Consider the following 14,999-nt stretch of genomic DNA (forward strand, 5'->3'; position numbering starts at 1 on the left):
GATGCGACTGACCGGAGGAACGTCCGCGCGGCTCGGTGCAAGCTGGGACGGCCGAGGCACCAATTTCGCGCTGTTCTCGGCCAATGCGGAGAAGGTGGAGCTGTGCCTGTTCGACGGCCAGGGCCGCCGCGAGCTCGAGCGGATCGCGATGCCGGAGCGCACCGAGGACGTCTGGCACTGCTATCTCAACGACGTCTCGCCGGGCCAGCTCTACGGCTATCGCGTCTCGGGGCCGTATGCGCCGGAGCGCGGCCACCGCTTCAACGCCAACAAGCTGCTGCTCGATCCCTACGCCAGGCGGCTCGCCGGCCGGCTGGTGTGGAGCGACGCGCATTTCGCCTACCGCACCGGCAGCGCGCGCGAGGACCTCTCGTTCGACCGGCGCGACAATGCGCGCGGTATGCCGAAGGCCGTCGTGGTCGACGAGACCTTCAACTGGGGACGGCGTGAGATCCGGCCGCAGATTCCCTGGTCCGACACCATCATCTACGAGGCCCACGTCAAGGGCCTGACCCAGAAGCGCGAGGACGTGCCGCCGAACCTGCGCGGCACCTATGGCGGCCTGTCGTCGCCGGCGATGATCGACCACCTCAAGCGGCTCGGCGTCACGACCATCGAGTTGCTGCCGATCCACGGCCTGATCGACGACCGCGTCCTGGTCGAGAAGAAGCTTTCGAACTACTGGGGCTACAACACCATTGCTTTCTTCGCGCCGGAGGCGCGCTACGCCCAGGACAATGCGCTGGACTCGTTTCGTACAACAGTCGCGCGGCTGCACGATGCCGGCATCGAGGTGCTGCTCGACGTCGTCTACAACCACACCGCCGAAGGCAACCATATGGGCCCGACGCTGTGCTTTCGCGGCATCGACAACGCCTCCTATTACTGGCTGAACCGCGAGAACCCGCGCTTCTACGACGACTTCACCGGCTGCGGCAGCTCGGTCAACCTCACCCATCCGCGCGTGTTGCAGATGGTGATGGATTCGCTGCGCTACTGGGTCGAGGTCTGCCATGTCGACGGCTTCCGCTTCGATCTCGCCACCACCCTGGCACGCGGGCCGAACGGGTTCGAGCGCAACCATCCCTTCCTCGCCGCAATCCGCCAGGACCCGGTATTGGCAACGGTGAAGATGGTCGCCGAACCCTGGGACCTCGGCCTCGGCGGCTACCAGGTCGGCGCCTTTCCATCGCAATGGTCGGAGTGGAATGACCGCTATCGCAGCGCGATGCGACGCTACTGGAGCGGCGAAGGCAGCCTGATCGGCGACATCTCCGGCCGCATGACCGCGTCGTCGGATCTGTTCCACCACGACAATCGCGCGACCCGCGCCAGCATCAACCACATCACGGTGCATGACGGCTTCACCCTCGCCGACCTGTTCAGCTACAACGAGAAGCACAATGAGGCCAATGGCGAGGACAATCGCGATGGCTCCAATGACAATCACAGCAACAATTGCGGCCATGAAGGCCCGACCAACGATCCCGCGATCATCGCGCTGCGCCGCCAGCTCAGGAAGAACGCGCTGGCCTGCCTGCTGCTCGCCCAGGGCACGCCGCTGATCCTCGCCGGCGACGAGGTCGCCAACACGCAAGGCGGCAACAACAACGCCTATTGCCAGGACAACGAGACCGGCTGGATCGGTTGGGACAATCTCGGCACCGACGACGATGCGACCGATTTCATCGGCCACCTCACTGCGCTGCGCCAGCGCTTCGGCCAGATCCGCTGCCAGAGCTGGCTCGACGGCCGTCGCACCGACGGCAGCTATGGCGTGCTGTGGCTGACACCAGCTGCGGAGGAGATGAAGGAATCCGACTGGAAATTCCCGGAGAGCCGGTTCCTCGCCTATGTGCTGGGGCCGATGGAACAAGGACAGGCGCCGATCTTTATCGTGCTCAATGCCGCGCCGCAGGAGATCGTGTTCAGAATGCCGAAGATGGCCGAATACAACAGCTGGCAGCAGGTTCTGAACACGACCAAGACCGAGCAGACCGGCGAGCAGTTTGCATCCGGCGCCGACACCACCGCACCGCCGCGCTCGGTGCTGGCATTTGCAGGCTCCGCATGAGCACCCAGCATTTCGGCCCTGAGCTCACTCCCGATGGCACGCGCTTCCGGCTGTGGGCGCCGGCGGCCAAGCGCGTCGACCTATTGCTCGACAAACCGCACCCGCTGACCCGCGATGCCGCCGGCTGGTACGTCGCCGAGATCCCGGGCGCCCGCGCCGGCTCGCGTTACAAATTCCGCATCGATGACGAGGTCGACGCGCCCGATCCCGCCTCCGCCTTCCAGCCGGACGACGTGTTCGGCCCGGGCGAAGTCATCGATCATGCCGCCTTCCAATGGCGCGCGACCGACTGGCGCGGACGTCCATGGCATGAGGCCGTCGTTCTCGAGGCCCATGTCGGCACCTTCACGCCGGAGGGCACCTACCGCGCCATGATCGACAAGCTCGATCATCTCGTCGCAACCGGCATCACCGCACTCGAACTGATGCCGCTGGCGGACTTCGCAGGCTCGCGCAATTGGGGCTATGACGGCGTGCTGTGGTACGCGCCCGACAGCGCCTACGGTCGTCCCGAAGACCTCAAGACACTGATCGACGAGGCGCATTTGCGCGGGCTGATGGTGATGCTCGACGTGGTCTACAACCATTTCGGGCCCGAGGGGAATTACCTCGGCCGCTATGCGCCCTCTTTCTTCAGCGACGCGCACACGCCATGGGGCAGCGCGATCGACTACCGCGTGCCCGAAGTGCGGGCCTTTGCGGTCGGCAGCGTGGTGAGCTGGCTGCGCGACTATCGCTTCGACGGGCTGCGGTTCGACGCGGTCAACACCATCGTCGAAGCCGGCGAAATCTCGATCCTGCATGATTTCAGCAGGGCCGCGGGCCAGCTCGCCACCGAGACCGGCCGGCAGATCAACCTCGTGCTGGAGAACGGCGACAACATTGCGAACCTGCTCGACGCCGCCGAGGACCCGCCGGACGGTAGATTCCGTGGCCAGTGGAACGACGATTATCATCACGCCTGGCACGTGCTGCTGACCGGCGAAAAGCAAGGCTACTATGGTGACTACCGCTCACCGAAACAGGACCTCGCCCGCGCGCTGTCGTCCGGCTACATCTATCAGGGCGAAATCTCCGAGTTCTGGGGCGGCAAGGCGCGCGGCGAGCCGAGCGGCGCGCTGTCGCCGACCTGCTTCATCAACTTCCTGCAGAACCACGACCAGATCGGCAACCGGCCGCTCGGCGATCGGCTCGAGAGCCTCGCGAAGCCAGAGGCGATCGAGGCCGCTCTGGCGATCACGCTGATCGCACCCAACACGCCGATGCTGTTCATGGGCGAGGAATGGGGCGCCACGACGCCCTTCCCGTTCTTCTGCGATTTCAAGGGCGATCTCGCCAACGCCGTCCGTGCCGGCCGGCGCAAGGAATTCGCCTGGGCCTATGCCAAATATGGCGACGATATTCCCGATCCGCTTGCCGAGCAGACGGCGCGGTCGGCTGTGCTTGACTGGGCCGCGCGCGAGCACGATCCCGGCCGCGCGCGGCTTGCGCTGGTGCGTGACCTGCTCGCCGTGCGGCGGCAAGAGATCACGCCGCGGCTGCAAGGGGTGCGCTTCGGCGATGCCATCGTGGCGGGCGACCTTCTGACGGCGCATTGGCAGATGGGGGACGGCAGCACGCTGCGGCTGACCGCCAATCTATCGGATCGCGCCATCAGCGAAGCGCCGGAGCCGAAGGGAACTGCGATCTGGGGCGGCGCGTTGTCGGGCGACCTCCCCGCCTGGGCGGCACGCTGGCACATCGGATAGCACAATGCCTCCGGCGATCCCGATCGCGACCTACCGACTGCAACTCACTGCCGATTTCGACTTCGATGCCGCAGCCCAGGTGGCGCCGTATCTGAAGGCGCTCGGCATCAGCCATGTCTATGCCTCGCCGTTCATGAAGGCACGCAAAGGATCGACCCATGGCTACGACGTCGTCGACCACACCAAGTTCAATCCGGAGCTCGGCGGCGAGGAGGGCTTTGCGCGGCTCAGTGACGCGCTGAAGAAGAACGACCTCGGCCTGATCCTCGATTTCGTGCCGAACCATGTCGGCGTGCATTTCGCCGACAATCCGTGGTGGCTCGACGTGCTGGAATGGGGACCGGTGTCGCCGCACGCGGTCTCCTTCGACATCGACTGGGACCAGCTGCCTTATCGCGCGCGCGGCGGCGTGCTGCTGCCGATCCTCGGCTCGTCCTACGGCCAGGCGCTGGAGCGCGGCGAGATCGAGTTGCGCTACGATGCCGGCGAAGGCAGTTTTTCAGCCTGGTATTTCGAGCACCGCCTGCCGATCGCGCCGGAGCGCTATGGCGAGGTACTGCGGACCATCGTCCGCGAGGCCGGCGCCGAGGACAGTCCAGCCGGGCGCGCGCTGCTCGAGCTCGCCGCCAGGTATCGCGGGCTGCGTCACCCGAACCGCAAGGAAGCGCCGGCGCTGAAGGCGGCGATCCGGGCGATCGAGGGCGCCGCCGAGCTCATCGCGAGCGGGCTCAATGCCTATCGCGCCGGCGAGGATCGCCCCACCCAGACGCTGGCGCTGCATCATCTCCTGGAGCGTCAGCACTACAAGCTCGGCCATTGGCGGCTTGCCTCAAGCGACATCAACTATCGGCGCTTCTTCGACATCAACACGCTTGCGGGCCTCAGGGTGGAGGACGCCGCCACCTTCGAGGCGAGCCACAGCCTGGTGAAGCGATTGATTGCGGAGGACCGGCTGCAAGGCCTGCGGCTCGATCATATCGACGGCCTGCGCGATCCCGCGCAGTACTTCCAGCGGCTGCGCCGTCTGATCCGCTCGGCGCAGGGCGGCAAGGCCAGGCCGTTCTACATGGTGATCGAGAAGATCCTCGGCGAGAACGAGAAGTTGACGAAGTTTGCCGGCGTCCACGGCACCACCGGCTATGAATGGATGAACACGATCAGCCAGGTGCTGGTCGACGGCGCCGGCCTCGATCCGCTCAACGAGATCTGGCGCCAAATCAGCAACCAGTCGCCGAACCTCGTGCCGGTGCTGCGCGCGGCCAAGCGCCGCGTGCTGGAGACCTTGCTGACCAGCGAATTCACCGTGCTGGCGCGGCTCGTCGCGCGCATCGCCAGCGGGCATTACTCGACCCGCGACTTCTCCGCCGACAGTCTGCGGCAGGCGCTCGAGCTCTACGTGCTGCATTTCCCGGTCTATCGCACCTATCTCACCGCCTCCGGCCCGACAGCGCATGATCGGACGCTGATCAGCGAGACCATCGAGCGCGCCCGCGCCGACTGGTTTGCCGCCGACGACGGCATCTTCGACTTCCTGCGCGATGCCCTGACCATGGACCTGCTGAAGCCCGGCCGTCCCCCGCACAGCGCGCCGCGGGTCCGGCGCTTCGCGCTGAAAGTGCAGCAGTTCACCGGGCCGATGATGGCGAAGTCGCTGGAGGACACGACGTTCTATCGCTATCACCGACTGCTCGCGCTCAACGAGGTCGGCGGCGATCCCGCGGCGAGTGCGATCGCGCCCGAGACCTTCCACGCCATGATGCAGGTCCGCGCCCGCGACTGGTCCCACGGCATGACGGCGACCGCGACCCACGACACCAAGCGCGGCGAGGACGCCCGCGCCCGCATCATGGCGCTTGCCGAAATTCCCGGCGAATGGACCAGCGCGGTGGCGCGCTGGAAGGTGCTGAACGCGCCACATCTGGTGCTGGACGGCGAGATGCGCGCCCCATCGGCGACGTTCGAATACATGCTGTACCAGGCCCTGCTCGGCGCCTGGGATCCGGACGACCCATCGCTGGGCGCACGCATCCAGGCCTATGCGCTGAAGGCAGCGCGCGAGGGCAAGCAGGAAACCAGCTGGCTCAATCCGCACGAGCCTTACGAGGCCGGCGTGAAGACATTCATCGCGCGGATCCTCGATCGCAACATCTCACCCGAGTTTCTCGGCGCCCTCGACACGCTGGCCGGGCGCACGGCGCTGATCGGCGCGCTGAACTCGCTCAGCCAGATCACGCTGAAGGCGACCATGCCGGGCGTGCCGGATTTCTACCAGGGCACCGAAAGCTGGGATCTTTCGCTGGTCGATCCGGACAACCGCCGTCCAGTCGACTTTGCTGCACGCGCGGACATGCTTCCAGCGCTCGATGCACCGGATTGGGATGCGCTGGCCCGGAGCTGGCGCGACGGCCGGCTGAAATTCGCGTGGACGCGGCATCTGCTGCGGCTGCGCAACGAGATGGCCGAAATCTTCACCAACGGCGGCTACGAGCCGTTGACGGTCAACGGCCCGCACCGCGATCATGTCGTCGCCTTCGCGCGGCGCCATGGCCGCGAGGCTGCTATTGTCGCGGTGACGAAATCATTTGCGCCATTCACGCAGGACGGACGCAGCTGGCCCCGTCCTGAGGCGTTTGAAGGCGAGCTCGACCTGAGCGGATACGCGCCGCCGGGCGGGGACAGCAAGCTCCAGCTTTCGACGCTGTTCGCCAAACTGCCGGTCGCGGTGTTGAAGGCCAAGACCGCGGCAGGAACAAAGCACGCCGCAAGGCGTGCACGTGCACACAGCTAGCACCGCGGGTCAGCGCTTGGTCAGCAGCAACTGCCCGCTCTTCTGGATGGCAGCCTGTGCCACTTCGGCAAAGCGTTGCAGCAGCCATGGCAGCGTAACTTCCAGGCGCACATGAGTATCCTCGACATCGACGTGTCCGGCCGCGACCTGCCCCAGTGCGCGGACACGAAAGTTCATGCGGTTATTGTCCCAGCGCTCCTCGTCGACGCTCATGACAGGTACATTCGCCGCGGCGCGCGACAAGCCGGCTTTCAGGCGCCGCACCGCCTCGTCGCGGCCAAGGCTATGGGGAATCGAGACAATCAGCGGAGCCGACATCGCAGTGCACTCCTCCATGGATTCCGTTGATGTAGTTCTGTTCCAACCCAAACGGAAGATCACACAGGTTTATCGTATTGCCGTAAGGGGAACCTTCGTAGTTGCGAATTGTTTCCCTCCCCGAAGGGCAGAGATCAATAAGCCCACGGGGCTGAGGAGAGCTCAATGTCAATTGGAACGATCATTCTTATCATTCTGGTCATCGCACTGCTCGGTGGCTTCAGCGGCATCGGCGGCGGACCGTTCTACGGTACCGGCTATTACGGCGGCGGCGGCCTCGGCCTCGTGATCGTGATCCTGCTGATCCTGCTGCTGATGGGACGGCTGTAGCATCCCGCGACGGAGCAACTCACATAGAGATGTCATCACCCGCGAAAGCTTTCGCGGGTGATCCGGTATTTCAGAGGCAGCAGCGACCGAACCGACAAGCCGCGGCATACTGAATACCCCGCCTTCGCGGGGTATGACGAACTAAGCCCGCGGCACAATCTGCTAATTCCCCGCAAGCTTCTTCATCGCTGCCTTGATCGACGATGCCGCATCCTCATAGCCGTCCCAGGCCTTGGTCTTGGCGAGCAGCGCCGGCACGGTCCGTACCGTAAATTTCTTCGAATCGAGATTGCCGCGCAGCTGGCTCCAGGCCAGCGGCATCGAGACCGTGGCGCCCGGCCGCGCCCGCGGCGACAGCACCGCGACCGCGGTCGACATCCGGTCGTTGCGCAAATAGTCGAGGAAGATCTTGCCCTTCCGTTTGGCCTTGGACATGTTGATCAGATAGCGCTCGGGCTCGTCCTGCTCCATCCACTGGCAGACGGCCTCCGCGAATGCCTTGGCCTCCTTCCAGCTCACCTTGTCCCTGGCGCCGTCGGTCAGCGGCGTGACGACGTGGAGACCCTTGCCACCCGTGGTCTTGCAGAAGCTTTCGAGGCCCACAGCCGACAGTCGCTTGCGCATGTCCTTGGCCGCGTCGATCACCTCGGTGAACGCCACATCAGGCGCAGGATCAAGATCGAAAACCAGGCGGCCTGGCGTATCGTAGGCGTCAGGCGCGCAGTTCCACGGGTGCAGCTCGAGGCCGCCGAGCTGCGCGACCGCCGCGAGACCCTCGATCTGGTCGATCTGCAAATACGGTTTGCGGTCACCGGACACCTTGGCGAGCTTAAGCAGCTTCGACGTGCCGGCCATTGCGTGGCGCTGGAAGAAGGTTTCGCCCTTGATGCCGTCAGGAGCACGAACGATCGAGCATGGCCGTCCCTTCAGATAGGAGATCATCCATTCGCCGACCGCCTCGAAATAATTCGCGAGATCGCGCTTGGTCACCGGCTCGCCGTCGCCGGCGTCTGGCCATAATGCCTTGTCCGGATGCGAGATCGCGACGCCCATGACTTCGGCGGACGATTTTCCGGCCGACGTTCCGGACGATTTCCCTTTGGCCATCGGCTTCACCACGTTGGTTGCGACCGGCCGTTCGGCCTCGACCTCATGCGCCGGCTTGTCCTGGCGCAGGCCCTTGAACGCAGCCTGGCGGATATTGCGGGCGTCGGTCCAGCCGGCGAATTCGATCTCGGCGACCAGCTCCGGCTTCAGCCAATGCACGTCGCGGGTCTTCTTCGGCGCATCCTTGCCGCCGAACGGGCTGGTGTCCGATGCCGCGGCCTTCAGCGCCGGCATGATGCGGCGGACGGTGTCCTGGCCGAAGCCGGTGCCGACGATGCCGACAAAGGCCAGATGATCGTCGCGATAGACGCCGGCCATCAGCGAGCGGAATTTGCCGTTGGTGGTCTTCCAGCCGCCGATCACCACCTCATGGCCGGCGCGGATCTTGGCCTTGGTCCAGTCATCGGAACGGCCGGAATGATAGGTCCCGTTGAGCTTCTTGGAAACGATGCCTTCGAGGCTGAGCTCGCGCGCGGACTCCAGCACGGCCTCGCCGCGCTGCTCGAAATGCTCGACATAGCGGATCAGGAGGTTCTTGCCCTTGCGCGACGCCAGCAATTTCTTGAGCCGCGCCTTGCGCTCGGCGAGCGGCAGCGGACGCAGATCCTCGTGGCCGGCAAACAGCAGGTCGAACGCGTAGAAGATCAGGTGGTCAGTCTTGCCATCGGACAGCGCCGCCTGCAGCGTCGAGAAGTGCGGTATACCGTCCTTGTCGAGCGCGACGATCTCACCGTCGATCAGGACGTCCGGCAGCTTGCCTGCCTCCGTCACGATCGCACCGAACTTGTCGGACCAGTCGAGCCCCTTGCGCGTCTTCAGCACGGCCTCGCCGTCCTCGACGCGGAGCTGCACGCGATAACCGTCGAACTTGATCTCGTGGCACCAGCCCGCGCCGTTCGGCGGGCTCTCGACCGCAGCGCAGAGTTGCGGCTTGACGAAATCTGGCATCTCCGACACCTGCTTCGACGTCGCCTTTCGCGCCTTCAACTTCGCTTTCGGCGCCGGCGCCTTGGTTTTGGCGCGCGCGTCCGCGGCCATGCCGTGATTGGACTGCCAAACCGCATCCGCCTTGGCCTTCCCGTTCCCCTTGGCCAGCATGAACGGCTTCGGCGCCCGGCCTTTGCCGGCGGCGATCTGGTCCATCGAGCGTCCCGATGCGACCGAGCGATCCTCGTCGAGTATCGCCTCGCCGTTACCCTCCACGGCATATTCGTCGCGGTGCTTGATCAAGAGCCAGTTGGTGCGCTTGCCGCCGAAGCGGTCGTTCTTCATCCGCACCAGCACCCAGCTGCCGTGCAGCTTGTCGCCATGCAGCGTGAACTTGAGGTCGCCCTTCTTGAAGCCGCGCTCGGGATCGTCCGATTCCCAGGTGCCACGATCCCACAGCTGCACGGTGCCGCCGCCATACTGTCCCTCCGGAATCGTGCCTTCGAAATCGCCGTAGTCGAGCGGATGGTCCTCGACCTCGACCGCGAGCCGCTTGTCGTGCGGATCGAGCGAGGGCCCGCGCGTCACCGCCCAGGACTTGAAGACGCCGTCGAACTCCAGCCTGAAATCATAATGCAGGCGCGTCGCATCATGCTTCTGGATCACGAAACGCCGTTGCTTGCTTGGCGCGACCTTGACTTCGCCCGACGGCTCGCTGGTCTTCTCAAAGTCGCGCTTCTTGCGATAGGTGGTGAGGTTTCTCAGCGACACGTGCAGGCCTCGGCGCAAATCATGGCCGCCGCCCCCGTGCGGCCTTCAGGAACCAAAACCTACGGTATCCGTTCAAGTTCCAAACTCAAGCTGTTTGGAGACGATCATGGCCGCTCCCCGCGCCTACTGGAAGGGCACGCTCAAACTTTCGCTGGTGTCGTGCCCGGTGGCGCTCTATCCGGCCTCGACCTCGGTCGAGAAAACCCGCTTCCACATGATCAACCGGGACACCGGTAACCGGCTGAAGCAACAGATGGTCGACAGCGAGACCGGCGACGTCGTCGAGGGCGACCAGAAAGGCCGCGGCTATGAGGTGAGCAAGGGCAAATATGTCGAGATCGAGAAGGACGAACTCGAGGCGGTCGAGATCGAGAGCAACCACACCATCGACATCGACAGTTTCGTGCCCGAGGGCGAGATCGACAAGCGCTATCTTGACCACCCCTACTACATCCGGCCCGACGGCAAGGCCGGAGTCGACGCCTTCGCGGTGATCCGCGACGCCATGAAGGACCAGGACCGGGTCGCGCTGGCCCGCATCGTGCTGACCAACCGCGAGCACGTGATCGCGATCGAGCCACTCGACAAGGGCATGCTCGGCACCACCCTGCGCTACCCCTACGAGGTGCGCGAGGCGGACGACTATTTCGACGACATCAAGAGCCCGAAAGTGACCAAGGACATGATCGAGCTTGCGAGCCACATCCTCGACAGCAAGGCCGCACATTTCGATCCGTCGAAATTCAAGGACGAATACGAGACCGCGTTGAAGGCGCTGGTCCGCCGCAAGGCCGCCGGCAAGCCGATCAAGGCCGCGGAACGCGAGGAGAAGCCGAGCAATGTGGTCAACCTGATGGATGCGTTGCAGCAGAGCTTGAAAAGCGGGAAACACGGCGCCCGGCGCTCGCGCTCCACCGCGCGCCGCCCGACCTCGCACCGCCGCGCCGCCAAGAAGACGCACCGGTCGAGTGCGCGGTCGCGCAAGGCGGGGTGAACTGATTCGCCTTGCGAGCGTATCGAGGCAATCCATCTCTCCATATGCGCGGAGGGATGGATTGCTTCGTCGCTACGCTCCTCGCAATGACGGATGAATGCAATTCATCCAGTTACTTCTTCTTCGAGCTCTTGCGCTTCTTGGCTGTCTTGCGCTTCTTCGACGCTTTCTTCTTGGAGGACTTCTTCGGTACCTTCTTGCCCTTGGCGCGCGCCTCGGACAAACCGATCGCGATCGCCTGCTTGCGGCTCTTCACCTTCTTCTTGGAGCGGCCGCTGCGCAGCGTGCCGGCCTTGCGCTTCTTCATCGCGCCCTCGACATCGCGCGATGCCTTTCGCGAGTATTTTCTGGCCATGGGTTCTCCTCTCCCGGTGAGGGAAAACAAGCCTCGATGGCAGCGAAAGTTCCGTTTGGTGTCGTCGGACGAGGGCACTGACGTAGCCCGCATGAGCGCAGCGACGTGGGAGAGATGCCCCGGATATCGCGGAGCCTGTCATCGGGCGCGCGTTCGCGCGACCCATTGGCTCATCCGGGCCACACGTTAGTCCGGCCCGCGCAGCCGATAGCCGATGCCGGTCTCGGTCAGCACGAATTGCGGACGTTCGGGATCGGCCTCGATCTTCTGGCGGAGCTGGCGCACATAGACGCGCAGATATTGCGCGTCGGTCAATTCGTCCCACAATTCCTTCAGCAGGAAGCGATGCGTCAGCACCTTGCCGGCGTGCTGCACCAGCACCCGCAGCAGGTCGTATTCCTTCGGCGACAGCTTGATCTCCTTATCGCCGACCTTGACGATCCGGCGCACCAGATCGACCGAGAGGTCTCCGGAGCGGAACACCGGCCGCTCGCCCTGCACCTGCAACTGGTGGCGCAGCGCCGCGCGCAGCCGCGCCAGCAATTCGTCCATACCGAACGGTTTTGTGAGATAGTCGTCGGCGCCGAGATCGAGCGCCTGCACCTTGCCGGCCTCGTCGCCACGGCTCGACAGCACCACGATCGGGACGCTCTCGTTGCGACCGCGGATCATCCGCAGGAGGTCGTGGCCCTGGATATCCGGCAGTCCGAGATCGAGGATGATCAGCGCCGGCCCCTCGGCCAGCAGCTCCAGGGCGTTTCTCCCGTTGGAGGCTTCCAGAATATCGTAGCCCTGCGTGCTCAGCCCCATCCGCAAAAGCTTGCGGATCGGCGGCTCGTCGTCGATGACCAGGACCTTGATCGGCGTCGCATTCATGCAGCAGTGTCCAGCGCGTTGGTGTCGGCGGGGATCGGCAGGCGGATGGTGATGACGGCGCCGCTCCGGTCGGAGCGGTTGGCCGCCGCGATCGTGCCGCGCATCGCCTCGACGAAGCCGCGCGAGATCGCCAGCCCAAGGCCGGTGCCGGGGCGGACATGGTCGCCCTTCTCTGCGCGATAGAATTTGTCGAACACGCTTTCGAGCTCGGCGGCGGGAATGCCGTTGCCCTCGTCGAGGATCTGCAGCGTGACCGCGCCACGGTCGCGCGTGCCGCGGATCGAGATCGTGGTGTCCGACGGGGCGTATTTGGCGGCGTTGTCGAGCAAATTGAACAGCACCTGCTCGAACAGCACGGCGTCGAGCTCCAGCATCGGCAGGTCGGTGGCGAGTTCCAACGACACACGGTGATGCACCAGGATCTTGGCGGCGCGGCGCAGCGCGCTGCCGACGATCTCCCCGACATCGTGCCGCGCGGTGTTGGGCACGATCGCGCCAGATTCCAGCTTGGTCATGTCGAGCAGATTGGCGATGAAGCGATTGAGCCGCTCCGACTCGTCGATCACGGTGGCGAGCAGATCGTGCTTCTGGGCGTCGCTGAGGTTCGCGCCGAGATCGCGCAGCGCCGAGGCCGAGCCGAGCACCGAGGCCAGCGGCGTCTTGAGATCGTGCGAGATCGAGGTCAGGAGCGCGCCGCGCAAACGGTCGGATTCCACCGTGCGCTTGACGCGATCCATGTCCTCGACCAGCAGCACGCGCTCGATCGCCAGCGCGCCCTGATCGACCAGCGCGTCGAGCAACCGGCGCTGGTCCGGCGTCAACAGCGGCCCGGTGCGGTCGTCGTCGATGCCGATCACGCCGATCGGGCCCCGGCCGGTGCGCATCGGCAGGAACAGCCGCTTGCCGCCCGGCAGCGTGTCCGAGCCGCGGCCGGCAGGACGATCGTTGCCCCAGGCCCAGTTGGCGGCCGCGAGATCGGCCTGATCGAGCTGGTCCTCGGGCGGATAGCCGCTCTTGACGGTCAGCATGCCGCCCTCCGGCAGCAGCAGCACCACGCGGACCTTGAGCATCAGCGCGATTTGGTAGGCGGTCGCCCACAGCACGTCGTCCAGCGTCGCAGTGCCGGCGAGCTTGCGGCTGAAGGCGTAGAGCGATTCGGTGGTGCGGACGCGGCCGATCGCCGTGTCGGCCTGAGTCCGCACCCGCGCCGCGACGTTGGAGACCAAAAGCGCGATCAGCATGAAGAAGAAGAACGCCGCGACATTGGTCGGGTCGGTGATCGTGAACGTGTAGACCGGCGGCAGGAAGAAGAAATTGTAGCACAGCGACGCCGCGACGCTCGCCAGCAGCGACGGCCACAGCCCGTAGCGCGCCGCGGCGCCGACCACGGCCGTGATGAACACGAGGTCGACATTCTCGATGCCGAAGAACGGCTGGATCAGCTTGGCCGCGCCGAGCCCGATCGCGGTCAGCAGCAGCGCCATCAGATAGGGCCGCGGATTGAACGGATCCTGCCGCTGCGCGGTCTGCACCGCCGCCTTGCCGACCGGCAGTTCGTCGCCGGCGATCACGTTGACGCTGATATTGCCGGCGCGACGCACCAGATCGTGCACGACCGATCCATGCGTCAGCTCGAACCAGCGCGAGCGCGTCGACTTGCCGATGATGATCTGGGTGACGTTGTTGGCCTGAGCGAAATTGATGACGTCGTCGGCGATGCGGCGGCCGACACCGGGCAGCGTCAGCGCCTCGCCGCCGAGCGATTCCGCCAGCCGCATGGTGTCGGCAAGCCGGTCGCGCTGCTCGTCGCTCAGTTGCAGGCTGCGCCGCGTCTCGATGCTGACCGCGGTCCATTGCGCATGCAGCCGGTCGGCGAGCCGCTTGGTGTAGCGCACGAGGCCTGCGGCGCGCGGATCCTCGCTTAGGCAAACCAGGATGCGTTCGCCAGCAGCCCACGGACCCTGGATCGCATTGGCCTGCATGTGGTTGAGCAGCTGCTCGTCGACCCGCTCGGCGGTACGGCGCAGCGCCAGTTCGCGCAGCGCGGTCAAATTGCCGGGCGAGAAGTAATGCTCCAGCGCCCGCTCGGCCTGCTTGGGCACATAGACCTTGCCTTCCCTCAGCCGCTGGATCAGATCGTCGGGCGTCAGGTCGATCAGCTCGATGGCATCGGCGCGATCGATCACCGAGTCCGGCACGGTTTCGCGCACCCGCACGTGGGTGATCTGCGCGACGACGTCGTTGAGGCTCTCGATGTGCTGGATGTTGATCGCGGTGTAGACGTCGATGCCGTGCGACAGCAGCTCCTCGACGTCGAGATAGCGCTTGGGATGCCGGCTGCCCGGCGCATTGGTATGGGCGAGCTCGTCGACCAGCGCGAGCTGCGGCCGCCGCGCGATCACGGCGTCGAGGTCCATCTCCTCGAGCGTCTGGTCGCGATAGCCCAGCCGCTTCCGCGGGATCACTTCGAGACCCCTGAGCAGTGCCTCGGTCTCCACCCGTCCGTGGGTCTCGACGACGCCGACCACGACGTCGACGCCCGCCTTGAGGCGGGCGTGGGCGCTCGAGAGCATCTCGTAGGTCTTGCCGACGCCGGGGGCGGCGCCGATGAAGATCTTCAGTCGCCCAGAGCGATCGGTCTCGCGGCGCGCCGCCTCCAGCAGCGCATCCGGCGAGGGTCGTTTATCGGGGTCGCGCTGATTGGCCATACC

General features: G+C 65.3%; 10 protein-coding genes. 5 read left to right on the forward strand and 5 right to left on the reverse strand.

The genetic code is table 11. The features are described from left to right. The first annotated feature begins 1 nt into the window (after window position 1). From glgX to treY, 3 genes are read left to right on the forward strand one after another with little or no spacing between them, the layout of a single operon-like run. Window positions 2-2,074, forward strand: coding sequence for a glycogen debranching protein GlgX (glgX, locus tag ACVMB0_RS35580; RefSeq protein WP_461349177.1), 2,073 nt, complete (start codon window positions 2-4; stop codon window positions 2,072-2,074). Then, the gene (gene treZ, locus ACVMB0_RS35585; RefSeq protein WP_461349178.1) at window positions 2,071-3,822 is read left to right on the forward strand and encodes a malto-oligosyltrehalose trehalohydrolase; all 1,752 of its coding nucleotides are present in this window, start codon (window positions 2,071-2,073) and stop codon (window positions 3,820-3,822) included. Before glgX ends, treZ begins: the two co-directional genes overlap by 4 nt. A 4-nt stretch (window positions 3,823-3,826) precedes the next feature. Further along, entirely contained in the window at window positions 3,827-6,610 is a 2,784-nt protein-coding gene (treY, locus tag ACVMB0_RS35590) for a malto-oligosyltrehalose synthase (protein WP_461349179.1), read from the forward strand. Between the two features lie 9 nt (window positions 6,611-6,619). Here treY and ACVMB0_RS35595 read toward each other — a convergent pair whose 3' ends face one another. Further along, window positions 6,620-6,928: a polyhydroxyalkanoic acid system family protein gene (locus tag ACVMB0_RS35595; protein WP_461349180.1), complete on the reverse strand. Its 309-nt coding sequence runs from the start codon at window positions 6,926-6,928 to the stop codon at window positions 6,620-6,622. Window positions 6,929-7,093: 165 nt separating this feature from the next. Here ACVMB0_RS35595 and ACVMB0_RS35600 point away from each other — a divergent pair, with 165 nt between their 5' ends. Continuing rightward, window positions 7,094-7,258, forward strand: a complete 165-nt coding sequence (locus ACVMB0_RS35600) for a DUF3309 family protein (protein WP_082190472.1) — start codon at window positions 7,094-7,096, stop codon at window positions 7,256-7,258. Window positions 7,259-7,420: 162 nt separating this feature from the next. Here the strand turns inward: ACVMB0_RS35600 and ligD are convergent, their stop codons facing one another. Next, entirely contained in the window at window positions 7,421-10,063 is a 2,643-nt protein-coding gene (gene ligD / locus ACVMB0_RS35605; RefSeq protein WP_461349181.1) for a DNA ligase D, read from the reverse strand. Window positions 10,064-10,169: 106 nt separating this feature from the next. Between ligD and ku the strand changes: the two genes are divergently transcribed. After that, on the forward strand, window positions 10,170-11,057 hold the full coding sequence (ku, locus tag ACVMB0_RS35610) for a non-homologous end joining protein Ku (RefSeq protein WP_461349182.1): 888 nt from the start codon (window positions 10,170-10,172) through the stop codon (window positions 11,055-11,057). 112 nt (window positions 11,058-11,169) lie between these two features. Here ku and ACVMB0_RS35615 read toward each other — a convergent pair whose 3' ends face one another. From ACVMB0_RS35615 to ACVMB0_RS35625, 3 genes are all read right to left on the reverse strand, one after another. Next, complete coding sequence (locus ACVMB0_RS35615) at window positions 11,170-11,412, reverse strand: DUF6496 domain-containing protein (RefSeq protein ID WP_456753210.1); 243 nt, start codon at window positions 11,410-11,412, stop codon at window positions 11,170-11,172. A gap of 186 nt (window positions 11,413-11,598) precedes the next feature. Continuing rightward, window positions 11,599-12,288: a response regulator gene (locus tag ACVMB0_RS35620; protein ID WP_456753209.1), complete on the reverse strand. Its 690-nt coding sequence runs from the start codon at window positions 12,286-12,288 to the stop codon at window positions 11,599-11,601. Beyond that, window positions 12,285-14,996, reverse strand: coding sequence for a DUF4118 domain-containing protein (locus tag ACVMB0_RS35625; protein WP_461349183.1), 2,712 nt, complete (start codon window positions 14,994-14,996; stop codon window positions 12,285-12,287). Before ACVMB0_RS35625 ends, ACVMB0_RS35620 begins: the two co-directional genes overlap by 4 nt. Window positions 14,997-14,999: the final 3 nt, after the last annotated feature.

The organism is Bradyrhizobium sp. USDA 4451 (assembly GCF_054822585.1).